The sequence below is a fragment of the Acinetobacter sp. WCHAc010052 genome, assembly GCF_002165295.2.
Classification (GTDB): Bacteria; Pseudomonadota; Gammaproteobacteria; order Pseudomonadales; family Moraxellaceae; genus Acinetobacter; species Acinetobacter chinensis.
In genome coordinates, this window is sequence record NZ_CP032143.1 from 3368446 (window position 1) to 3391574 (window position 23129).

The 23129-nt window shown below is 43.5% G+C and carries 16 protein-coding genes, 2 tRNA genes and 3 rRNA genes; 8 read left to right on the forward strand and 13 right to left on the reverse strand.

Going from position 1 to position 23129, the window contains the following annotated elements; all coding sequences use genetic code 11:
* Positions 1 to 10 precede the first annotated feature (10 nt).
* From mdtD to CDG61_RS16470, 5 genes are all read left to right on the forward strand, one after another.
* Complete coding sequence (mdtD, locus tag CDG61_RS16450) at positions 11 to 1402, forward strand: multidrug transporter subunit MdtD (protein ID WP_087551540.1); 1392 nt, start codon at positions 11 to 13, stop codon at positions 1400 to 1402.
* A gap of 77 nt (positions 1403 to 1479) precedes the next feature.
* Entirely contained in the window at positions 1480 to 2262 is a 783-nt protein-coding gene (locus CDG61_RS16455) for a GH25 family lysozyme (RefSeq protein WP_087551541.1), read from the forward strand.
* A gap of 41 nt (positions 2263 to 2303) precedes the next feature.
* Positions 2304 to 3320, forward strand: a complete 1017-nt coding sequence (locus CDG61_RS16460) for an MBL fold metallo-hydrolase (RefSeq protein ID WP_087551542.1) — start codon at positions 2304 to 2306, stop codon at positions 3318 to 3320.
* 72 nt (positions 3321 to 3392) lie between these two features.
* On the forward strand, positions 3393 to 4448 hold the full coding sequence (gene dinB / locus CDG61_RS16465; protein WP_087551543.1) for a DNA polymerase IV: 1056 nt from the start codon (positions 3393 to 3395) through the stop codon (positions 4446 to 4448).
* A 460-nt stretch (positions 4449 to 4908) separates the two neighbouring features.
* Positions 4909 to 5274, forward strand: coding sequence for a RidA family protein (locus CDG61_RS16470; RefSeq protein WP_087513534.1), 366 nt, complete (start codon positions 4909 to 4911; stop codon positions 5272 to 5274).
* A 14-nt stretch (positions 5275 to 5288) separates the two neighbouring features.
* Here the strand turns inward: CDG61_RS16470 and CDG61_RS16475 are convergent, their stop codons facing one another.
* From CDG61_RS16475 to CDG61_RS16485, 3 genes are all read right to left on the reverse strand, one after another.
* Positions 5289 to 5825 carry a DUF2726 domain-containing protein gene (locus tag CDG61_RS16475; protein ID WP_087551544.1) on the reverse strand — a complete coding sequence of 179 codons (537 nt, stop codon included), beginning with the start codon at positions 5823 to 5825 and terminating at the stop codon, positions 5289 to 5291.
* Positions 5826 to 6239: 414 nt separating this feature from the next.
* Complete coding sequence (locus CDG61_RS16480) at positions 6240 to 8654, reverse strand: YgiQ family radical SAM protein (protein ID WP_087551545.1); 2415 nt, start codon at positions 8652 to 8654, stop codon at positions 6240 to 6242.
* A 171-nt stretch (positions 8655 to 8825) separates the two neighbouring features.
* A complete protein-coding gene (locus CDG61_RS16485) occupies positions 8826 to 9608 on the reverse strand; it encodes a M48 family metallopeptidase (protein ID WP_228199592.1) in 783 nt (260 codons plus the stop codon).
* A gap of 678 nt (positions 9609 to 10286) precedes the next feature.
* Here CDG61_RS16485 and CDG61_RS16490 point away from each other — a divergent pair.
* Positions 10287 to 11306 carry an alpha/beta hydrolase gene (locus CDG61_RS16490; RefSeq protein WP_205671794.1) on the forward strand — a complete coding sequence of 340 codons (1020 nt, stop codon included), beginning with the start codon at positions 10287 to 10289 and terminating at the stop codon, positions 11304 to 11306.
* Here CDG61_RS16490 and CDG61_RS16495 read toward each other — a convergent pair.
* The 3 genes from CDG61_RS16495 to CDG61_RS16505 all read right to left on the reverse strand — a co-directional run bounded on the left by CDG61_RS16495 (position 11303) and on the right by CDG61_RS16505 (position 14434).
* Positions 11303 to 12520, reverse strand: coding sequence for an MFS transporter (locus CDG61_RS16495; protein ID WP_087551547.1), 1218 nt, complete (start codon positions 12518 to 12520; stop codon positions 11303 to 11305). The two genes, CDG61_RS16490 and CDG61_RS16495, sit on opposite strands and share 4 nt — an antisense overlap.
* Positions 12521 to 12624: 104 nt before the next feature.
* Positions 12625 to 13875: an esterase-like activity of phytase family protein gene (locus CDG61_RS16500; RefSeq protein WP_087551548.1), complete on the reverse strand. Its 1251-nt coding sequence runs from the start codon at positions 13873 to 13875 to the stop codon at positions 12625 to 12627.
* A 151-nt stretch (positions 13876 to 14026) separates the two neighbouring features.
* Complete coding sequence (locus CDG61_RS16505; protein ID WP_087551549.1) at positions 14027 to 14434, reverse strand: helix-turn-helix domain-containing protein; 408 nt, start codon at positions 14432 to 14434, stop codon at positions 14027 to 14029.
* A gap of 80 nt (positions 14435 to 14514) precedes the next feature.
* Here CDG61_RS16505 and CDG61_RS16510 point away from each other — a divergent pair, with 80 nt between their 5' ends.
* Positions 14515 to 15006: a DUF2938 domain-containing protein gene (locus CDG61_RS16510; protein WP_087551550.1), complete on the forward strand. Its 492-nt coding sequence runs from the start codon at positions 14515 to 14517 to the stop codon at positions 15004 to 15006.
* Between the two features lie 11 nt (positions 15007 to 15017).
* On the forward strand, positions 15018 to 15584 hold the full coding sequence (locus tag CDG61_RS16515) for a flavodoxin family protein (RefSeq protein WP_087551551.1): 567 nt from the start codon (positions 15018 to 15020) through the stop codon (positions 15582 to 15584).
* A gap of 417 nt (positions 15585 to 16001) precedes the next feature.
* Here CDG61_RS16515 and CDG61_RS16520 read toward each other — a convergent pair whose 3' ends face one another.
* The 7 genes from CDG61_RS16520 to CDG61_RS16555 all read right to left on the reverse strand — a co-directional run bounded on the left by CDG61_RS16520 (position 16002) and on the right by CDG61_RS16555 (position 23099).
* Positions 16002 to 16589 (reverse strand): DMP19 family protein, encoded by a 588-nt coding sequence (locus tag CDG61_RS16520; RefSeq protein ID WP_087551552.1) that lies wholly within the window; start codon positions 16587 to 16589, stop codon positions 16002 to 16004.
* Positions 16590 to 16708: 119 nt separating this feature from the next.
* A 5S ribosomal RNA gene (gene rrf / locus CDG61_RS16525) occupies positions 16709 to 16823 on the reverse strand.
* A 176-nt stretch (positions 16824 to 16999) separates the two neighbouring features.
* A 23S ribosomal RNA gene (locus CDG61_RS16530) occupies positions 17000 to 19893 on the reverse strand.
* A gap of 351 nt (positions 19894 to 20244) precedes the next feature.
* Positions 20245 to 20320, reverse strand: a tRNA-Ala gene (locus CDG61_RS16535).
* Between the two features lie 44 nt (positions 20321 to 20364).
* Positions 20365 to 20441, reverse strand: a tRNA-Ile gene (locus CDG61_RS16540).
* 59 nt (positions 20442 to 20500) lie between these two features.
* Positions 20501 to 22039: ribosomal RNA gene (locus CDG61_RS16545) — 16S ribosomal RNA — on the reverse strand.
* Together the 16S, 23S and 5S rRNA genes with 2 tRNA genes alongside form the textbook arrangement of a ribosomal RNA operon.
* Positions 22040 to 22502: 463 nt before the next feature.
* The gene (locus CDG61_RS16555) at positions 22503 to 23099 is read right to left on the reverse strand and encodes a TetR/AcrR family transcriptional regulator (RefSeq protein ID WP_087514168.1); all 597 of its coding nucleotides are present in this window, start codon (positions 23097 to 23099) and stop codon (positions 22503 to 22505) included.
* Positions 23100 to 23129: the final 30 nt, after the last annotated feature.

Sequence of the window (23129 nt, forward strand, 5' to 3'; positions counted from 1 at the left end):
TTTAACAGATATGAACACCACGCCCACACACCAGGCACTGCAACCTGAGTACCGACTGCTGGTTCTGCTTGTTTCTATTGGCTTTTTCATGCAGGCACTGGACACCACCATTGTCAATACTGCCATTCCTGCAATGGCAGCCAGCCTGAATGAAGACCCGTTACAGATGCACAGTGTTGTTGTGGCTTATGTTCTGTCTGTTGCAGCAAGTATTCCCCTCAGTGGCTGGCTGGCAGACCGCTTTGGTGTCCGGAACACCTATTTTGCATCCATTGTCATTTTTACTTTGGCATCATTAGGCTGTGCCTGGTCCAGCAGTCTGAATGAACTGCTGTTTTTCAGGGTCATACAGGGCATTGGTGGTGCGCTGCTGCTGCCTGTCGGTCGTCTCGCCATGCTGAAGCTGATTCCACGGACACAGTTCCTGTCTGCCATGAGCCTGATGAGCCTGGCAGGTCTGGTGGGTCCACTGATTGGACCGACACTTGGCGGATGGATGGTCGAGGTTGCCACCTGGCACTGGATCTTCCTGATCAATCTGCCTATGGGCATCCTCGGTTGTCTGATCACCTTTAAAGCCATGCCCAATGTCACTGAACCGACTGTTCCCCGTTTTGATTTCAGTGGTTTTCTGTTACTGCTGGTCGCCATGGTGGGGCTGTCACTGGGCATTGAAAACTTTGCCAGCACGCAGTATCCCCTTTGGGTCAGTGCTGCATTGTTTATCACGGGACTTTTAACCGCTGCACTGTATGCCTGGCATGCCCATACTCATCAGAATGCTTTATTCCGCAGTAAACTGTTTAAAAATAAAATTTATGCGATTGGTATTTTAGGTAATTTCTTTGCCCGCTTTGGTGGCAATGCCATGCCGTTTCTGATGCCCCTGATGCTTCAGGTGGCTTTCGGATTTGAACCTTTTATCACCGGGTTGATGATGATACCCACCGTACTCGGCTCACTGGCATCCAAACCTGTCGTCCGCCCTCTGATTCAGTATTTTGGTTACCGTAAAGTCCTGCTGGTCAACACCTTGCTGGTCGGTGCCTGTATTGCCAGTTTTGCCCTGACCACGGCGGAAACTCCTGTATGGTTACGTGCGCTGCACTTCTTTATTTTTGGTGTACTGAATTCACTGCAGTTTGTCTCCATGAACACCCTGACACTGAAAGACCTGCCTCAGCAGGAGGCCAGCAGTGGCAACAGTTTCCTGTCCATGATCATGATGCTGTCCATGAGTATCGGAATTGCACTGGCGGGGACACTGATCAATATTTTCACGGCATATTTCGGCACTGAACAGATGACCACCGCTTTTCATGCAACGCTGATCTGCCTGGGCTGTATCAATCTGATCACTGTCATGATTTTCTGGCATATTCCCAAAGATACCGCTGTTTAAAATCGGCTTTCCTGAACGGTGTGGTCTGATAAACCGGTTCAGCGTATGATGAACAGCTCAGTGACGGAACGGTACATATGAAAAAAAAGGTCAACAGCCATAAAAAACATGCACTCTATGCGTCATGTATTGGTGCAGGTTTATGCTGTCTGGCGATTGTACTCTATGTTTTTGTTTTCCATCACAACCCTGCATCTGCACAGGAATATACCGTCAAAGGCTTTGATCTCTCACACCATCAGGGAGACATTCAATGGAAGAAAATTTCCCCACAGCAATACCGATTTATTTACCTGAAAGCAACTGAAGGTGGCGACTTTAAAGACCGTAAATTTCAGGACAACTGGTTACAGGCCAGAGAAAATGGCTTTTTAGTCGGTGCTTATCATTTTTACCGTCTGTGTCGGGATGGTGCGGTACAGGCGCAGAACTTCATTGAGACCGTTCCCCGTAAGCCCGATGCCCTGCCACCAGTCATAGACCTCGAATATGACAGCAAATGTATCAACACCTATACCAGAGAACAATTGCTGCAGGAAATTCAGCTCATGCATGACCGACTGCATGCACACTATGGCAAACAGCCTGTTTTCTATATTTCAAAATCGTTTTACAACATTATCCTCGCAGGTGAATTTAAACAGACACCTTTATGGGTTCGTGAATATAACGGTCAACCTGACCTGAAAGGCAATCCCGCATGGACTTTCTGGCAGCATACCAGTCAGGGGAAAATAAACGGCATCAGCACCGATGTCGATCTCAATGTATTTTATGGTGATGAATACGAATGGCTGAGTTTTCTTGAAAAAAATGGGATCTATCCGATGAAAAGTCCGGTACAGCTTCCTGTAAAATAAAAAACGTACATAACAAAAATACTGTGTTGCATGGATGAACAATGAATCTGAAAAAAACCATTACCATCACGCTCAGCCTGCTGGTGTTCAGCCTGATTGCCATAATGACCTTTCTGCTGCAGCCATCCGGGCATGTACAGCAGTTCAAAGCATGGATGTATCAGCCCGACATCAAAACAGCTTCCAGAGCTGGATCATCTTCTGATCAGCTGACTGTCCGATTTTTTGGTGTATCGACACTGCTGTTTGATGATGGCAAAGATCAGCTGTTGATTGATGGTTTTTTTACCCGCCCCTCTTTGTCACAGACGCTGTTCAGACCTGTACGGAGTGATCCTGAACTGATTCAGCGCATGATTAAAGACTATGATTTAAAACGTCTGAGTGCCGTCCTGATTTCACATTCACACTATGACCATGCACTGGATATTGCTGAACTGGGGACGCAGTTACCGGTCAGAATCGTCGGCTCGGAAAGCACACTGAATATTGCCCGTGGTGCTCAGATTGCAGAGAATCAGTTAGTGTTGATTCAGCCCTTACACGCCATGCAGTTCGGAGATTTCCGTGTCACGGCGCTGCCTTCTCAGCATACCCCACCTACTGCGGTAAACAATGATCTGGGCGAAGTGATCAGCCACCCACTGCAACAGCCTGCCCGTTTTTCAGCGTTTAAGGAAGGTCACAGCTTTGATTATCTGATTGAACATAAAGGAAAGAAAATACTGGTGAAAGCCAGTACAGGTATCATGCCCGATCAGCTGAAACATATTAAAGTGAATACCCTGTTTTTAGGCATTGCCCAACTCTCCAGGCAAAGTCCTGACTATCAGCAGCACTATCTGGAACAGACTATTGCCATGCTCAAACCCAAAGTGGTTATTCCTGTTCACTGGGATAACTTCTGGGAAGCACTGCCACTGAAGCAGCCTTTGGAGTTCCTGCCTTATGTGGCTGACAATACTTCAAAAAGCATGCAGACACTGATTGATTTTACTGAAAAACAGCATGCAAAAGCTGTCATCCTGACACAACCTGTCGCTTACCCTGTTCAGTAAATCCTGAAGGGGCATGAACTTCCCTGATAATCGGTTAGAATAATCACACAGCGTTAAAACACTGTGTGATTCATGAGAAAAATCATTCACATTGATATGGATGCATTCTTTGCATCTGTAGAGCTTCGGGAACGCCCCGACCTTCAGCATCTGCCTGTTGTGATTTCTTCACACCATCCACGGGCGGTGATTGCTGCGGCATCCTATCCTGCCCGTAAGTTCGGACTGCGTTCCGCCATGTCCATGTCACAGGCAAAAAAACTCTGTCCGCACGTTGTGGTGATTGAACCTCATTTTGATAAATATCGTACCGTTTCTCAGCAGATTCATGAAATTTTCCAGCAATATACACCACTCATTGAACCCCTTTCGCTGGATGAAGCCTATCTGGATGTTACTGAAAATCTACAGAATATCCCCAGTGCCACAGAAGTTGCTCAGCGGATTCGTGCCGATATTTTCAAAATCACAGGGCTGACTGCATCAGCAGGTGTTGCACCCAACAAATTTCTTGCAAAAGTTGCTTCCGACTGGAACAAACCCAATGGCATCTGCATTATTAAACCCAGTCAGGTTCAGCATTTTATTCATGATCTGCCCCTTAAAAAAATTCCAGGTGTCGGCAAAGTCACTCAGGAAAAGCTGAAAAGCCTGAATCTGGAAACATTGGGTGACTTACAGCAGATAGAAGAAAATGTCCTGATCCACCACTTTGGCAAATATGGCAAGCAACTCTTTTTATACGCTCAGGGGATAGATGAGCGCCCAGTTCAGGCTGAACGTCAGCGCCAGCAGATTTCCAAAGAAACCACCTTTGATGATGATCTGACTCTGATCCAGTGCGCTGTGTACTGGGAGGGTCTGATTGAACGTGTCTGGCAGAGTCTGGAAAAAAAGCAGATGCAGGCACGTGGCGTAACAGTCAAACTGAAACTGAAAAACTTCCAGGTTTTACAGCACAGTAAAAGTTTTAAACTGGCACTGAATTCACAGCAGGAAATGCAGGAGGTCATTCATCAGTTACTGGATGAAATGCAGATTCCCGCCCATTTTCAGTTCCGCCTGGTCGGTGTTGGACTGTATCAACTGACCGAACAGCAGGACCAGCCTCAGCTCTGTCTATGGTAGTTTTCGGCATTTACCCCATAAAAGTCTATTTATTGACCAAAAGAACACAAAGACACCAAATTCTTCGCAAAGTGCTTAAAAAATAGCGTACTCTATTCCCCGCAATGCATTACCCATGCATTGACAGAGATGCTGAAAATCATCTTTACTTTCAGCATATTGTCCTGTGATTGGCGTGACGATCAAATCCGAAGATTGCAGGGCTCTCAGAAAAATAATAACAGGGTAAACCCTCAGTCCTGAATTTCACCTCATTCTGTCTTCATACAAAATCCATCAGAAATCCATTCGCCTGCATCCTGATATTTTGATTAAACTCCAGGTAATACGTTCATCTGTCCGCTCTGCACACAGACGATAAAATAATAAAAACAGTGCACCAAAGCATAACAAACAGATTAGGCAGAATGCTCCTGATCACGTAAAATCAGACATTGTAAGTTTTATTTCAGGAACTCCCATGACTGTACAGCGTTTACATGTTGCGAAGCGTTTTTCAGAAATCGCCATTGCAGGCAATCTGGTTCACCTGGCTGGACAACTGGCTTCAGATCTCAGCCTGGATATTAAAGGACAGACCCAGCAGACACTGGACATCATTGATCAGTTTCTTGCAGATGCGGGAACCGATAAAAGCCACATTCTGTCTGTGACTATTTATTTAAAGGATATTGAACAGGATTATGCAGCATTTAATGAGCTGTGGGATGCCTGGGTCGCTGACATTCAGGCTTTGCCCCGCACCTGTGTGGAAGCAAAAATGTACCTGCCTGATGTACTCGTGGAAATGACTGTTGTTGCAGTCCGTCCAGATCAGGAAGCCTGAGTGCTTCCTGTGTGTTAAACGATGACTCTGAGTTTACGGTCAACTTTTGGATAAAAATTGAATTTCTTCTGTTCTTCAGGCTGCTCAGTTCCACTTAGACCATAATCCTGATTAAAGTCCTGTCTGAGCTGTTGATATTCAGGTACATCATCATAGCGGATCACCTGATAGCCTGCCATTCTGAGCAGATCATCCTCATACTGAACATCACGCATTTTTTTCAATGCAGAAACATCGTCCACGGCAATCACGGAGACCACCTGAAGATTATCATCCACCACCACAAAATCAGCGATCATATGTCTGTATTTATCGCGCGTTCTTGGCAGTTTGGTTGTCAGTAAAGCATCAAAGGAAACATGCACAAGAATGGTGTATTTTTTCGGCATGATTTCCTGAAGACGGGTATAAGTCAGTTGTTGCTGTATATTAAAAAGAGCCCTTTGTTTCAGCACACTATCCTGCTGCTTATTACGGTTTACGAGTCCTTTTACTGCCATAATCAGAACGATTCCCAGCAGCAAGACCCCCGTCAGTATGTAAATAGCCATTTCATAATCCTTTAAAAAATCCATATTCTTATAATCTTTTCGGTATCACACCGATGTTTTCCCCGATATACAGGCATTGTTCTTATAAGGGAGTCCTAACAAAAAACAGTCGTTTCAATTGACGAAATTATTATAAAAGCCCAACAATCCTGTGCAAAATATACAGCTCAGAATGTCAATGTCACTCCTGCGTCAACTTCAGGTCAATAACATCAGTTTCAATTTATATTAAGCCTTATTCGGAATGCAATTAGATTTAAGCATAGTGTCGAACAATTCCGACGAATTGTAGGGTTTAAAATTCTCAAAATAAGACCATATGATTATTTTTTATTCAATTTCAACGACTTTATGCCGTCTGTTCTTTTTATAAAAAAAGGGCACCGCTGTGCCCTTTTTTATTTTCAGCCGTGTTTATGCACCAGATCTGGATTTTCCTTTAGGTTTTGAACCACCCGATGACTTTTTACGGTCACCTGTTTCACGTGGTGGTAAACCTGTATGTTGCGTCAGAATCTGACCACGTTCAGGGCGTTTTTTAGTATTCGACGGACGTGACTGACTTTGTCCCGCTTTAGTGCGATTCCCCTGTTCACCATTACGCTTTTGCGAGTCACCATCCACCGTTGAGTTTTTCTTACGCGCAGACTGATACTGACCATCAGCACTGCCCGCAGGCTGATAAGTCGGAATCAGATGCTGTTTCGAGTTACCAATAAGATCGGCACGCCCCATTTCTTTCAGGGTTTCACGTAACAAAGGCCAGTTGTTCGGATCATGATAGCGCAGGAAGGCTTTATGAATACGACGACGCTTATCACCTTTCACGATGTCAACATTTTCAGTATAACGCGCCACTTTTGCCAGCGGGTTCTTACCTGTGTAATACATGGTCGTTGCTGTTGCCATTGGCGATGGATAAAAGGTCTGAACCTGATCGGCACGGAAACCATTCTTTTTCAGCCAGATCGCAAGGTTCATCATGTCATATTCAGTCGTACCAGGATGCGCTGCGATAAAGTACGGAATTAAATACTGTTCTTTACCTGCTTCCTTACTGTAACGATCAAACATCTGTTTGAAGCGGTCATAGGTCCCGATACCCGGTTTCATCATCTTCGACAATGGACCTTTTTCGGTATGTTCAGGGGCAATTTTTAAATAACCACCCACATGGTGCTGTACCAGTTCTTTGACATATTCAGGATTCAGTACAGCAAGGTCATAACGCAGACCTGAACCAATCAGAATCTTTTTGATGCCTTTTAATGCACGTGCCTTACGATATAACTGAGTCAACGGCGCATGATCGGTATGCAAATTCTGGCACACACCTGGGAATACACACGATGGCTTACGGCAGTTCTTTTCAATCTCAGGATCTTTACATGCCAGACGGTACATATTTGCCGTTGGACCACCCAAGTCCGAAATGATGCCTGTAAAACCTGGTGCGGTATCACGGATTTTTTCCACTTCACGCAGAATCGATTCTTCCGAACGGTTCTGGATAATACGACCTTCATGCTCTGTAATCGAACAGAACGTACAACCACCAAAACAGCCACGCATGATATTCACAGAGAATTTAATCATGTCAAATGCAGGGAAGCGTGCTTCACCATAAGCAGGATGTGGCAGACGTGCATAAGGCAAGTCAAACACATAATCCATTTCTTCAGTGGTCAATGGAATCGGTGGCGCATTCAGCCATACATCACGCCCTGCATGGTTCTGAACCATCGCGCGCGCATTACCAGGGTTGGTTTCTAGATGAAGAATACGGTTGGCATGTGCATATAAAACAGGATCTTGTGATACCTCTTCAAAAGCAGGCAAACGAATGACCGCTAACTCACGTGGCGGTAATTTGTGTTTAATCGCTTTCGATGCAGGTTGAAGCTGAACAATCTGGGTATTTTCATCCAGATTGTCGCCTTCACGGACAATCGGATTGGCAACCAGTTCTTTCTGGAAATTTTGATACTGCGTTAAAGAATTGCCTTTACCCTGTTCAATTTCACAACCATCCAAATCTTCAGTCATCACATAGGGGTTGATAATTGGATCTACACGTCCAATCGAATCAACATCATTCGATGCTATTTCAACAAAGTGTGCTTTTGAAGCACGGTTATTTTTATTAACAATAAATGCAGTACCACGAACATCGGTGATTTCATGGATTTTTTGCCCTTTGGCAAGGCGATGCATTACTTCAACGATAGAACGCTCGCCATTTCCATACATCAACAGATCGGCTTTTGAGTCCATCAATACTGAACGGCGAACTTTGTCTGACCAATAGTCATAATGTGCAATACGGCGTAAAGATGCTTCGATCCCACCCAGTAATACAGGCACATCTGGGAATGCTTCCCGGCAACGCTGGCAGTACACAGTCGCAGCACGGTCTGGGCGTTTATTCGGTTGATTGTCTGGAGAATAAGCATCATCAGAACGGATTTTACGGTCTGCCGTATAGCGGTTGATCATTGAATCCATATTGCCCGCAGTGACACCCCACGCAATATTTGGCTTACCTAAAACTTTAAATGCTTCAGCCGATGTCCAGTCTGGTTGCGCGATAATGCCGACACGGAAACCTTGCGCTTCCAGAGTACGCCCGATGATGCCTGAACAGAATGACGGATGGTCAATATAGGCATCACCACAGACTAAAATAAAGTCACAACTGTCCCAACCGAGTAAATCCATTTCCTCGCGTGACATCGGCAAAAATGGCGCAGGTTCAAAACATGACGCCCAATATTTGTCGTAATCAAACAGTGCAATTGGCGCTGTCTGAGCAGTATAAGCTGTAGACATGGTTATTTATCTCGATTAGCAGATGGCGATCGGGAGAGATCTAAGATGAAAGTTGATCATTTTACCATGAATTCAATTCATCATGTCTGATTATAATTTATACAAAAAATAAAAAAAGAATATTCAATAAAAAAGCACCTTTTCAGGTGCTGATTTTTCATGGTTAAACTGCTATTTCACAATATTCTGTGTTGTCAGTGAAACGGAGGAATCCGCACCTGTGTTTTTAGCCTGGAGATATTTTTCCTGCATTACCGGTAAAAATTTACTGATATTCTCCATACGCTTGGTAAACAGTGTTTCACTCATCTGAGGGGAAACATTGTATTTTTTACGACGTTCTTCTTCCTGCTGATATTTTTTCCAGAAACTCAATGCTGCTTCTGGGTTATATCCCGCATTTGCCATGATTTCCAGACCCAGCACATCAGCTTCAGATTCCATGGTCCAGGCTTTAGGCACATAAGCGGTCTGAGAAGTGACTGTCGTTGCTACTGTAGCAAGCGCACCCAGACCAGCTGATGCAGACAGCATGGCAACATTACTTGCCACCATTAAGGATGCCTTTTCACGGTTATGATCACGTAAAGCATGTGCCATTTCATGCGCAACGACAAATGCCAGTTCATCTTCATTCAGACCCAGTCCCCAGTACAGACCGGTATTGATCACGACTTTTCCACCCGGAAAACCATAAGCATTCAGCTCACCGTTCAGACTGGCATTAATTTCCCAGTTCCAGGCTTTGGAACCCGTTCTGAATGACTCAGCATGGGACTTCATGTTGTTTAACACTTTATCCAGTTTTGCATCAATAACCATGACCTGGCTATTTTTTGCTTTTTGTACGAACCGTTTATATGAACGTTCTGATTGAGCTTTCCATGCTTTTTCAGGAATCACCATAAACTGCTTACGGTCTGCCCCAAAAGTTCCGGTTTTCGTTGTTGTCATACAACCAGAAAATAATAAACAGCCACATGCGATTATAAAAAATTTCATATTTTTCACAGTACACCTTGGCTATAAACTAAATTAACAAATTCATAATAAAAAGAAACAAAAATAAAAAGCAAATCCGTTTATCGGAAGTTTAAAAATCTTCCAATAATTCAATTTTTTATATAATAATCAATTGCTTAAAATTTAAACACAAGTTAGATTCAATTCATAATATTTTATCTTTTGTTATATAAAATCAAAGTTATCTTTATAAAATATGCTTCATATCACATAAAAAATACACTGTGATCACTCATTAAACAAAGTTCTCAATTAATGCTGTTCACTCCCCTCTGTCAGAGCTTAATGATAAATACACCTTATTCAATAAGCCCTGGATTTTTAATCATTTTCAATATTCAGCACAGCAACTCAACTGTTTCACTTGAGCATCACTCAATAAATATTGATCGTATTAAACATATCCATATTAAAGGTCCTTTCTCCCCTTATCCTTCACAACACACCATCCGTTCAGAAAGCTTCTATTTTAATAAATTGATATCATTAATTTTTTATTATCAATTATACAGTGTTGACCCTTAAATCCTGATCTTCATTATTTCAGTCATTCCAGATTTATATTTCGTGATTTAAATTGGATTAAATAATAAAACAGAGAAATACATCATGCTTATAAAACGTATGCTGATGGCATTTATGGTCTGTCTCAACACTTCTGGATGGGCTGCCGTTTCTAAAGAAAATTTCTATACAGAACAGAATGCCTGGAAAAACCTCCAGAAACGTATGCCTGCTTCATATCAACTGAATGAAAACAGCCTTCCACAGGAATCTTTCTGGAGCTGGAAAAACTACAGAATTCATGTCGATGCTTATCTTAATCCAGAGGCAAAAGCTAAAATCATACTTCTGCATGGAGTCGGAACAAATGGTCGTCAGATGAGTCTGGTACTGGGGCATCCATTGGCTCAGGCAGGCTATGAAACGATGGCTCTGGATTTACCAGGTTATGGTTTAAGTAGCTATCCTTCCAAAAGTGCCATTCGCTATGAGGACTGGATACAGGTGGTCAGTGATTTTGTTGATGCCGAAGCTGAGAAAGACCAGCGTCCCATTTTCCTCTATGGTTTATCTGCTGGCGGTATGCTGACACTGCACGTTGCCATGCAGAATAAAAATATCAAAGGCGTGATTGGCATGACCTTTCTGGATCAGCAGCAACTGAAAGTAAAAAAAGGAACCATGCGTTTCAGTGGATTCAGTCCGATACTGCTTCCTGGTATGAAACTGGGTGCAACCCTGCCCATCATTAACCGCACACCATTACCAATGTCCTTGGTCTCAAAAATGTCCAGACTGACCAATGATCCTGAAGCCTTAAACATCATGCTGAAGGATAAAACATCTGCGGGCAATGCCATGTCCATTGGTTTTCTGAGCAGTTATATGAATTACAAACCAGAAATGTCGATTACTGCTTTTACACAATGTCCCGTTTTACTGACTCAGCCTGCCGAAGATCACTGGACTCCGCTTGAACTGAGCCAGCCTGTCATGGCACATCTGTCTGTGCCACATCAGATCGTGATGTTGCCACGTGGCGGGCATTATCCAGTGGAAAAAGAAGCTTTGGATCAGCTTCGTAACAGCAGTATTGCTTTTATTCAGCGATACACAACGCCTTAAGCAGTTGGATTTTTTAAATTCAGCAGTCTTAAACAGTATGCGATGAGAAATCCCACGCATAAAATTATACTGATCGTGATGGTCAGTCCCAGCCAGCCATATGCTTCCCAGACCAGTCCACTGCTGCTACCCAGGAAGCTGGAGCCCAGATAATAGCAAAATAAATATAACGATGAACCTACGGCACGGTATTGCAGTGACTGTACTGAAACCCAGCTGCTTGCGGTCGAATGCGCTGCAAAAAATGAAAATGTGAAAATCAGTAAGCCTGTTAAAATTGCCCATAAAGATGGAATCAGCATAATCCATAAACCTAAAATCATACTGCTGAACATAGCCATCAGGACTTTCCCCCGACCAAAAGAGCGGCTCCATCCGGCTGCTTTAGGTGAACTGTAAATACCCGATAAATATGCAATGGATATCAACCCAATCCAGGTTTGTGACAGTGCAAATTCAGGTTCTAGCAGGTGATAACTCATATAGTTAAAGACCGTAACAAAACAGCCCATGAGAATGAAACCTTCGGCAAACAATAACCGAAGCTTATGATCTGCCAGATTTTTTTTAAAAGATTCAATGAAACGTTTGAACTGAATCGGGTAAGCGACAAAATGTTTAGATGCGGGCAAGGCTATATAAAAAATTACAGCAATACATAAGTTTAAAAGACCAATGATCATGGTCGCGGTCTGCCATGAAATATAATCCAGCAGTACCCCAGCAATCAGACGTCCACTCATACCTCCAATAGCCGTACCTGAAATATATAATCCCATGGCAAAACCGACATCTTTTCTGGCAATTTCCTCACCAATATAAGTCATTGCCACTGAGGCAACGCCACTGACTGCAAGTCCCACCATCATTCGGGTGGCTAAGAAAAACTCCCAGTAAGGTAAAAAGGAACTGAGCAACAACAGACCTGAAGTGCCAAACAGTGAAATAACCATGATCTGTTTACGGCCATAGCGATCTGAAATCAAGCCGGCGAACAGCAGCCCCAGCGCGAGTGCAATGGTGGAAAAAGACAGAGGAAAACTACTGTGTGTGGGTGTGACATCAAAGAATTTTGCCAGAAAAGGCATCATTGGCTGTACACAGTACAAGGATGAAAATACCGCGAAACCTGCCAGGAACAAGGACAATAAAACAGCCTGAAATGACCGGCTTCCATATTCAATATAAGCTGCTGCTTCGGCTGATTCAGACATAATGACTCCCTGTATCTGATCATTATACGCCTGTTTCTCACATCGTGAAAAAAGATCAGCCAGTAAAACCCGCTGATCTTATCCTGCCTGGATTTCTGTCAACTTCAGAACAATGCTTTGGGTAATTTAATCTGAATCATTTCATTATCATCGGCACGTTCAGCATTGCGTCCAGATGATCCTGGAAAATTATTGTCATTCAACACGGTTAAAGTGTGATTATTTTCAATAATGACGTCTTCAATTGTTTCAAACGGGAAGGCAAATATCTTTCCTGTACCAATATCACCTTTACGTGGTGTTCCAGAAAGATGATGCGGATTGGCAATATTCATCAAGTCGACCAGATCTTCGCGCCTGACGACTGTTCCTGGCTCACCCAGTTCAACTTTAATCAGTTTTTTATAGCCATCCAGCCTGTTTTGTGTCGCATCGCGTTCAATAATAATACCGTTTTTATCATCAAACAGCTGGAAATCACCAATATTACTGGCTTTGGGATTCAACTGAAAATACCAGAATTTTCCTGTATAGGATTTTGTCTGTAAATCAAACTGAAATATCAGTAATTTTTTTTCAGTCTCATGCCCTTTTAAAGGTTTTTCCAGCAAAGGGTACAGATATAAGCCATTTTTACTCAGAGCCATACCTTCAAAGCCACCGCTTTGTTGCGTCAAAGGTTCTGTATAATTTATATCGGCTTTATTGAACTGATTCTGTGGTGAACGCAGTTCCGCGCCCTTTTTAAATGGATCAGGAAGTGGAAAAGGTGCATCCTGCAGCACACCATCTTTATCAAAATGCAGTAAATATGGACCAAATTCATCACCGATCCAATAGCTTCCATCTTCTGTTCTCTGAATGGATTCAGGATCAAAGTCTGAACCGGTCAGTAACCTATCCACTGTGTTCTGATTAAAAATGGTGAATGGAATTAATCCGTTAGGATCACGTAACTGGATGAAGTCCATCACCTGAACTTTTGCTGAACCTGTTGATTCAGTACGAAAATCAGGCTTAATCTGATAGATACGTAATAAAAAATCAGATGAATTATCTTGCGTACCAAAACCATTGTCCGCCATCACCATGTACGTCCCGTCACCATTTTTCAAAGCACCTGAAAAACCCTGGACGGGTTGACCTTTAAAGGGTGGGAAAATACCATTTGCCCCTTTCACTGCTGCACCTGAATTCGGTCCTGCAGCATAGGTTTCAATGTCAAGCTTAGCAAATGAAACTAAAGTAGGCACTGTAACCGATGATTCAGGCGAGAAATCATCCTCATTGTCATTGCATGCTGTTAGACCAAAAGCACTACAGCAAAATAGAGTCAATAAAGTTTTCCTGTTCATGGTCTTTATACATTTGATCAAAATTGACTCAAATATAAACAGTTTTTTATGACGCTTTTACTGCACCAGAATGAAGTCTTTATGGCGAAAAGATGACAATGCAACGCAACACGTTGCGAACTGAATGAAAATAAAGCGCATCGGCTCAGTATTACTCAAGTTTAGTTGGTTGATATTCACCCGCAATCGCTGCTTTTAAATACTTTTGAAAGGTCGGACACTGCATATGATTTTCTGCAGGACACACCGCAGCATGTCTCAGTCCTTCACTGATTAAATGTAAACGTCGGGTCATCTGTTCCAGTTGCTCAGCTTTCTGGTTTAACATTTCTCGATCTAATTCAGGCTGTCCCTCCTGGCTAAACATCTGCGCAATTTCAGTTAAGGAAAAACCTGCCGCCCGTCCCAAAGCAATCAATGCCAATTGATCTAAAACCTGCTTGCCATACTGTCGGCGCAGTCCATGACGACCAATGGATTTAATTAAACCCTTCTCCTCATAAAAACGTAAGGTCGACGTCGCCATATTTGCCCGTTTAGCCACTTCTCCAATATCCATAAAACCTCTTGACTTCAAGTTGACTTTAACTTGCACACTATCTTTATCGCGTTTTGTGCAGAAAAGATCAAGGTGAAAAAATGAAAACTGCGGAACTGCTGTTTCAAATCCTGTGCTTAGGGATCGGTGCCACACTGATCATGGATATCTGGCTTTTTATCTTAAAGAAATTCAATCTTCCGACACTCAATTTTGCGTTGCTGGGTCGTTGGGTCGGCTGGATATTTCAAGGTAAATTCACCCATACATCAATTGCCCAAAGTCCTGGTATTCAACATGAATATGCTCTGGGTTGGCTGGCGCATTACTGTGTCGGTACCCTCTTTGCATCTGGCTTTATTTTAATTACAGGCAAAGCATGGTTATTACAGCCTCAATTTTATTCTGCCTTTTGTTTTGGTCTCATCACGGTTCTGATGCCTTTTCTGATCATGCAACCTGCCATGGGCTCAGGGATTGCTTCTACTAAAACTGCACAACCTTTGCGCAACGCGCTAAGAAGTCTGATCAATCACAGTGTCTTTGGTTGTGGTTTATATCTCAGCGCCCAACTACTTGCACTATTTCAATAAGGAGTCAAACCATGAAATCTATTGCCATTATTTATCATAGCCGCCAAGGTCATACTCAGTTTATTGCTCAACAGATTCAACTTGGCGCAACACAAGTCGAACAGATTAAAGCTGATTTATTCACCGCTGAGCAGTTAATGTCTCAATCTGAATTACTTTGTCACTATGATGGACTGATCTGGGGTTCGCCAACCTATCTCGGTGGTGTCTCTGGCACCTTTAAACAACTCATGGATACCACGGGTCCATTATGGAAGAAGCAGGCATTTAAAGGAAAATTAGCCGCAGGGTTTACCGTTTCCTCATTACCTGCAGGGGATAAACAATCAACCCTGATTTCACTTTTCACCTTCTCGATGCAACACGGTATGGTATGGGTCGGCAATCCTATTTTACCTGAGCAACATCAAGGTGTTCCGTATACGCAAGCAGCCAACCGGCTCGGATCATGGTCTGGTCTTATGGCACAAGCCGAACATGCCAGTGCAGCAGATGCTTTTGATATTGGCGATATTAAAACCGCTCAGTTATTTGGACAAAACTTTGCATTTCGCTTAAATGCATATCAAGGAACATGATCGAATAAAAGGAGCCAGTCTTTAATTTCCACATGTTTTTAATCTCGGGCATTACTACATTAAAAACATTAGGTGTTATCGATAACTTCTTTTTTATGTAAATGTCAGTGTAGATCGACGAATATATCTAATGAGGTCAATTCACTAAGATATAAAGTATAGAGAGACTAAAAGTTAGGTAATACAAAAGTTTACCTAACAAATCAAGTTAAAGAAATTCCATGAAAATGATGGGCTTTCTTTTATTTAGACAATAATTCCAAATCTATTCAACGCCCGCGTAACATTTTCGTTCGTATTCAAAAGGAATTTACCTTCTTTATCTTTCTCAATTCTAAACGAAAGTTTTTCTGATTTTGCAATTACACCAACATCTGGTAATCCCATTATTTTGAAGAATTATTTATAATTCTGAATTCACTCAAATAATTTAAACAATTTTTTTAATTGAGCAAATTGAAGTATTTTTTGATCAAGTTGATCTGAAAATTCCCAAAAACTCCTGTCTAGTTGATCTAATTCGATATTTTCTACATCTCCTTTGCTATTTAATATATCAAATCTTAACCCTCGATCATCTGGAACATCCAGACTACCAAATAATATTACTTTTGCACTTTCCAATAATTCTAAACTTTTAAAAGCTTTTAATTCATTTAAGGCTTGTAGTGTTTCAGCATAATAATTTCCTGAACTATTATCGAAATACTGATAAAATCCACCATTAAATACTTCTCCAATCAACACATTTATAACAAAATAGACTTGTTCTTCAAAAGCTAAGTTTCTTAAATCAGCTACACAAGATACCTTTTGTGATAAATTTACCCAATATCTATATTCTTCTGAGTCTCTATATTTTTTATCATCTTGATAACGTTTTTTAGATTCTTCTATTTGTTTCCTATAACCTTTTGCACAAGGTACACATAGACCGTTATTTTTTGTTGGTGTATCAATCAAAATCCAAGTATTACATTCTGAACAAGCTACTTTTTCTTCCATTTATAACACCTTATATTTTATAAAAACTAATGTATATCCTTAATTATTTTAAATCCTTTCATTTTTTGAACAATAAAAAACACCCTCAATCAAATGATTGAGGGTGTTTAGGAATAATGAGCTGGCGATGACTTACTCTCACATGGGTAACCCCACACTACCATCAGCGCAAAGAGGTTTCACTTCTGAGTTCGGGAAGGGATCAGGTGGTTCACTCTTGCTATTGTCGCCAGCACAACTGTTTATGGATACTTGCTTTGGTCTTATTTAGATGCCAATGCTTTTTCCAAATGAGTTATTAACAGCTCTATCTGAGTTGGAACATTGTCATACTGTTGCGATTCTGAATCAAGTCATTCTGATGAATATCGAATCAACTGAGCTTCATACAACAACTGTTTGGGTGTTGTATAGTCAAGCCTCACGAGCAATTAGTACTGGTCAGCTTCACACGTCACCGTGCTTCCACATCCAGCCTATCAACGTCGTAGTCTTCAACGGCTCTTTAGAGGACATAAAGTCCTAGGGAAATCTTATCTTGAGGTAGGCTTCCCGCTTAGATGCTTTCAGCGGTTATCCCTTCCGAACATAGCTACCCGGCGATGCGACTGGCGTCACAACCGGTACACCAGAGGTTCGTCCACTCTGGTCCTCTCGTACTAGGAGCAGATCCTCTCAAATTTCCAGCGCCCACGGTAGATAGGGACCGAACTGTCTCACGACGTTCTAAACCCAGCTCGCGTACCTCTTTAAATGGCGAACAGCCATACCCTTGGGACCTGCTTCAGCCCCAGGATGAGATGAGCCGACATCGAGGTGCCAAACACCGCCGTCGATATGAACTCTTGGGCGGTATCAGCCTGTTATCCCCAGAGTACCTTTTATCCGTTGAGCGATGGCCCTTCCATACAGAACCACCGGATCACTAAGACCTACTTTCGTACCTGCTCGACTTGTGGGTCTCGCAGTTAAGCGCGCTTTTGCCTTTATACTCTACGCGTGATTTCCGACCACGCTGAGCGCACCTTCGTACTCCTCCGTTACTCTTTAGGAGGAGACCGCCCCAGTCAAACTACCCACCAGACATGGTCCTCGTCCCGGATAACGGGACAGAGTTAGAACCTCAATATTACCAGGGTGGTATTTCAAGGATGGCTCCATAGCAACTGGCGTCACTACTTCAAAGCCTCCCACCTATCCTACACAGGTAAGATCAAAGTTCAATGTCAAGCTGCAGTAAAGGTTCACGGGGTCTTTCCGTCTAGCCGCGGGTACACCGCATCTTCACGGCGAATTCGATTTCACTGAGCCTCTGCTGGAGACAGCGCCCCCATCATTATGCCATTCGTGCAGGTCGGAACTTACCCGACAAGGAATTTCGCTACCTTAGGACCGTTATAGTTACGGCCGCCGTTTACTGGGGCTTCGATCAAGAGCTTCGCTTACGCTAACCCCATCAATTAACCTTCCAGCACCGGGCAGGCATCACACCCTATACGTCCACTTTCGTGTTTGCAGAGTGCTATGTTTTTAATAAACAGTTGCAGGGGCCTGGTTTCTGTGGCTGCTGGCCGCTCAGGGAGTAAATCCCATCACCGCCGGCAGCGTACCTTCTCCCGAAGTTACGGTACCATTTTGCCTAGTTCCTTCAGCAGAGTTCTCTCAAGCGCTTTGGTCTACTCGACCTGACCACCTGTGTCGGTTTCGGGTACGATTCCTGTGTAACTGAAGCTTAGAGACTTTTCCTGGAAGTATGGTATCAGCCACTTCACTGTACAAGTACAGCTTGCTATCAGATCTCAGCATAGAGTACCCCGGATTTGCCTAAGATACATGCCTACATCCTTCCACCTGGACAACCAACGCCAGGCTGACTTAACCTTCTCCGTCCTCTCATCGCATTACACACAAGTACTGGAATATTAACCAGTTTCCCATCGACTACGCCTCTCGGCCTCGCCTTAGGGGTCGACTCACCCAGCCCCGATTAACGTTGGACTGGAACCCTTGGTCTTTCAGCGAACGGGTTTTTCACCCGTTTTGTCGTTACTCACGTCAGCATTCGCACTTCTGATACCTCCAGCAGACTTCTCAATCCACCTTCATCGGCTTACAGAACGCTCCCCTACCACTTGCAATAAATTGCAAATCCGCAGCTTCGGCATATAGTTTTAGCCCCGTTACATCTTCCGCGCAGGCCGACTCGACTAGTGAGCTATTACGCTTTCTTTAAAGGGTGGCTGCTTCTAAGCCAACCTCCTAGCTGTCTATGCCTTCCCACATCGTTTCCCACTTAACTATAATTTTGGGGCCTTAGCTGGCGGTCTGGATTGTTTTCCTCTTGACTACGGACGTTAGCACCCGCAGTCTGTCTCCCGGATAGTACTCATTGGTATTCGGAGTTTGCATCGGTTTGGTAAGTCGGGATGACCCCCTAGCCGAAACAGTGCTCTACCCCCAATGGTATTCGTCCGAGGCGCTACCTAAATAGCTTTCGGGGAGAACCAGCTATCACCGAGTTTGATTAGCCTTTCACCCCTATCCACAAGTCATCCCCTGGCTTTTCAACGACAGTGGGTTCGGTCCTCCAGTTAGTGTTACCCAACCTTCAACCTGCTCATGGATAGATCACCCGGTTTCGGGTCTACACCCAGCAACTGAACGCCCTATTAAGACTCGGTTTCCCTACGGCTCCCCTATACGGTTAACCTTGCTACTGAATGTAAGTCGCTGACCCATTATACAAAAGGTACGCAGTCACCGAACAAGTCGGCTCCCACTGCTTGTATGCATGCGGTTTCAGGATCTGTTTCACTCCCCTCACAGGGGTTCTTTTCGCCTTTCCCTCACGGTACTGGTTCACTATCGGTCAGTCAGGAGTATTTAGCCTTGGAGGATGGTCCCCCCATATTCAGACAAGGTTTCACGTGCCTCGCCCTACTCGACATCATCATATAAGCCCTTTCGCGTACAGGACTATCACCTACTATGGTTGCACTTCCCAGAGCATTCCACTAAAGCTTATATGACTTAATGGGCTGTTCCCCGTTCGCTCGCCGCTACTGAGGGAATCTCAATTGATTTCTTTTCCTAAGGGTACTGAGATGTTTCACTTCCCCTCGTTCGCCTCGCAACACTATGTATTCATGTTACGATACCTGCCTTATAGCAGGTGGGTTTCCCCATTCAGAAATCTCCGGATCAAAGGATATTTGCCGCCTCCCCGGAGCTTATCGCAGGCTATTACGTCTTTCATCGCCTCTGACTGCCAAGGCATCCACCACATGCACTTAATTACTTGACTATACAACCCCAAACAGTCGTTCATCCCTACAAGTAGGATGAGCAACAGATCGCGACGATTTCTCATCACTCTCATACAGTTGGCGTCTGTGAAATTAATCACTGTACAGCTTCAATTAGATTCATATACCAAAACGCTTGATTCAGTTTAATCGCTAGTTTCTCATTTCTTGTAGTTGCCTACTTGAAACGAGTATGAACAATTTATTTCAACTCAAATATATGCTGTTAATGATTAACTACCGCCTCGTCAGCAGGTAGCAAACTGTGATAAATCACAGAACTTAATAAACTGAAATCAGATGATGTCATATTCACTAAATTCTATAATTCAGAACTTCACTTAATGTGATGGTGGAGACTAGGAGAGTCGAACTCCTGACCTCCTGCGTGCAAAGCAGGCGCTCTACCAACTAAGCTAAGTCCCCAGTTAAGATCCCGATATATCTGTTTCTGTGCTGATTCGTCAGAATGGTGGGTCTGACAAGACTTGAACTTGTGACCCCACGCTTATCAAGCGTGTGCTCTAACCAACTGAGCTACAGACCCTCAGATACATCAATGAAGAACAACTTGTTGTGGATTCTTACCAATCGTCAATCTTTCGTTAAGGAGGTGATCCAGCCGCAGGTTCCCCTACGGCTACCTTGTTACGACTTCACCCCAGTCGTCGGCCACACCGTGGTAAGCGTCCTCCTTACGGTTAGACTACCTACTTCTGGTGCAACAAACTCCCATGGTGTGACGGGCGGTGTGTACAAGGCCCGGGAACGTATTCACCGCGGCATTCTGATCCGCGATTACTAGCGATTCCGACTTCATGGAGTCGAGTTGCAGACTCCAATCCGGACTACGATCGGCTTTTTGAGATTAGCATCCTATCGCTAGGTAGCAACCCTTTGTACCGACCATTGTAGCACGTGTGTAGCCCTGGTCGTAAGGGCCATGATGACTTGACGTCGTCCCCGCCTTCCTCCAGTTTGTCACTGGCAGTATCCTTAAAGTTCCCACCCGAAGTGCTGGCAAATAAGGAAAAGGGTTGCGCTCGTTGCGGGACTTAACCCAACATCTCACGACACGAGCTGACGACAGCCATGCAGCACCTGTATGTAAGTTCCCGAAGGCACCAATCCATCTCTGGAAAGTTCTTACTATGTCAAGACCAGGTAAGGTTCTTCGCGTTGCATCGAATTAAACCACATGCTCCACCGCTTGTGCGGGCCCCCGTCAATTCATTTGAGTTTTAGTCTTGCGACCGTACTCCCCAGGCGGTCTACTTATCGCGTTAGCTGCGCCACTAAAGCCTCAAAGGCCCCAACGGCTAGTAGACATCGTTTACGGCATGGACTACCAGGGTATCTAATCCTGTTTGCTCCCCATGCTTTCGTACCTCAGCGTCAGTATTAGGCCAGATGGCTGCCTTCGCCATCGGTATTCCTCCAGATCTCTACGCATTTCACCGCTACACCTGGAATTCTACCATCCTCTCCCATACTCTAGCTTCCCAGTATCGAATGCAATTCCTAAGTTAAGCTCAGGGATTTCACATCCGACTTAAAAAGCCGCCTACGTACGCTTTACGCCCAGTAAATCCGATTAACGCTCGCACCCTCTGTATTACCGCGGCTGCTGGCACAGAGTTAGCCGGTGCTTATTCTGCGAGTAACGTCCACTATCCCTGGGTATTAACCAGAGTAGCCTCCTCCTCGCTTAAAGTGCTTTACAACCAAAAGGCCTTCTTCACACACGCGGCATGGCTGGATCAGGGTTCCCCCCATTGTCCAATATTCCCCACTGCTGCCTCCCGTAGGAGTCTGGGCCGTGTCTCAGTCCCAGTGTGGCGGATCATCCTCTCAGACCCGCTACAGATCGTCGCCTTGGTAGGCCTTTACCCCACCAACTAGCTAATCCGACTTAGGCTCATCTATTAGCGCAAGGTCACAAGTGATCCCCTGCTTTCCCCCGTAGGGCGTATGCGGTATTAGCATCCCTTTCGGAATGTTGTCCCCCACTAATAGGCAGATTCCTAAGCATTACTCACCCGTCCGCCGCTAAGATCAGTAGCAAGCTACCTCTCTCCGCTCGACTTGCATGTGTTAAGCCTGCCGCCAGCGTTCAATCTGAGCCATGATCAAACTCTTCAGTTTAATACTTGCTAGTGCCTTAAAGGGCACCAATCTTGGCTCATCAATTTTCTGACAAATTCTCTCAAATAAACTTCGAGTAATTTAAACCATTCAATCAATGAAAATAATTTCGATCAATCAATCAGTAAAAATCCACACAAGTTGTTCTTCATATTCTCTTAATGATCTTCTCGATGCTTCGTCAGCATCAAGCTAGGTCGGCTATATTACTCTGAATCTCTTCAAAGTCAACATATAATTCAGATTATTTTAAACTTTCTTTCTAAAACCCAGTTTAACCATTCTATGCTAAGCCACTGTTTTATCAGAAGTTTTAATCTTCATCACCGCCGATGGATGTGCATTCTACAGCATTTCAGAACCGGTGCAACCCTATTTTTAAAATATTTAAAACGGGTGTTTATATTTCAAACCACAAAATATTTAAATTACTGTTTTATAATGTATTTTTATTTAGAAATATTTAATCCTGACTTAAATACGCCAGAATCATCAATGTTAATTCTTTCTTAAGCTGTTGTTCTGAAATAAGAAAACTGTTGTTTGAGACATATCTCATCATAGTGAAAAGTGTACTGTTGATAATCACAAAGGATTTATTCTTTAAAGTTTCAAAGTTCCAGTGCTGAAAAAATCGGTTAAAAACATATAAGCCAACCTCAAAAAAGTGTTTTTCCAGAATCTGAGCTGCTTCAGAGTTGTTATAACCATGCCAGTGTTTCAGGATTTCTATAAAGAAACCATCATCTGCTTTCATCATGTCAAATCCGAACTGAATACTAAGTGGAATGATTTCTTCAAGCTTCAGCTGCTCCTGAGCCGTTGCCAGCTGTTTCAGAGCCAGCCCAAGATTTTCACTTTTACGGCGCAGGAGTTCCTGAACGATTTCTTCTTTATTTTCGAAGTACTGATAAATAGAGCCAACACTGACACCTGATTTTTCAGCAATTTTGGGTGTGGTTACCTGTAACAACCCATGTTCTGCAATACAGAGCTGTGTTGCTTCAAGGATATTGTCCACGATCAGTCGTGCCCGCTTCTGTTGTGGCTGTTTTCTCATGGTTATGCCTGTTGTGATATGCGAATTGAA

What these genes read in the sequence shown, in the direction of transcription:
- mdtD (WP_087551540.1), top strand. Translation starts at nt 11, where the DNA reads ATGAACACCACGCCCACACACCAGGCACTGCAACCTGAGTACCGACTG.
- CDG61_RS16500 (WP_087551548.1), bottom strand. Translation starts at nt 13,875, where the DNA reads ATGAACAGGAAAACTTTATTGACTCTATTTTGCTGTAGTGCTTTTGGT.
- CDG61_RS16480 (WP_087551545.1), bottom strand. Translation starts at nt 8,654, where the DNA reads ATGTCTACAGCTTATACTGCTCAGACAGCGCCAATTGCACTGTTTGAT.
- CDG61_RS16555 (WP_087514168.1), bottom strand. Translation starts at nt 23,099, where the DNA reads ATGAGAAAACAGCCACAACAGAAGCGGGCACGACTGATCGTGGACAAT.
- CDG61_RS16515 (WP_087551551.1), top strand. Translation starts at nt 15,018, where the DNA reads ATGAAATCTATTGCCATTATTTATCATAGCCGCCAAGGTCATACTCAG.
- CDG61_RS16475 (WP_087551544.1), bottom strand. Translation starts at nt 5,825, where the DNA reads ATGGCTATTTACATACTGACGGGGGTCTTGCTGCTGGGAATCGTTCTG.
- CDG61_RS16495 (WP_087551547.1), bottom strand. Translation starts at nt 12,520, where the DNA reads ATGTCTGAATCAGCCGAAGCAGCAGCTTATATTGAATATGGAAGCCGG.
- CDG61_RS16460 (WP_087551542.1), top strand. Translation starts at nt 2,304, where the DNA reads ATGAATCTGAAAAAAACCATTACCATCACGCTCAGCCTGCTGGTGTTC.
- CDG61_RS16505 (WP_087551549.1), bottom strand. Translation starts at nt 14,434, where the DNA reads ATGGATATTGGAGAAGTGGCTAAACGGGCAAATATGGCGACGTCGACC.
- CDG61_RS16520 (WP_087551552.1), bottom strand. Translation starts at nt 16,589, where the DNA reads ATGGAAGAAAAAGTAGCTTGTTCAGAATGTAATACTTGGATTTTGATT.
- CDG61_RS16490 (WP_205671794.1), top strand. Translation starts at nt 10,287, where the DNA reads ATGCTTATAAAACGTATGCTGATGGCATTTATGGTCTGTCTCAACACT.
- dinB (WP_087551543.1), top strand. Translation starts at nt 3,393, where the DNA reads ATGAGAAAAATCATTCACATTGATATGGATGCATTCTTTGCATCTGTA.
- CDG61_RS16455 (WP_087551541.1), top strand. Translation starts at nt 1,480, where the DNA reads ATGAAAAAAAAGGTCAACAGCCATAAAAAACATGCACTCTATGCGTCA.
- CDG61_RS16470 (WP_087513534.1), top strand. Translation starts at nt 4,909, where the DNA reads ATGACTGTACAGCGTTTACATGTTGCGAAGCGTTTTTCAGAAATCGCC.
- CDG61_RS16485 (WP_228199592.1), bottom strand. Translation starts at nt 9,608, where the DNA reads ATGACAACAACGAAAACCGGAACTTTTGGGGCAGACCGTAAGCAGTTT.
- CDG61_RS16510 (WP_087551550.1), top strand. Translation starts at nt 14,515, where the DNA reads ATGAAAACTGCGGAACTGCTGTTTCAAATCCTGTGCTTAGGGATCGGT.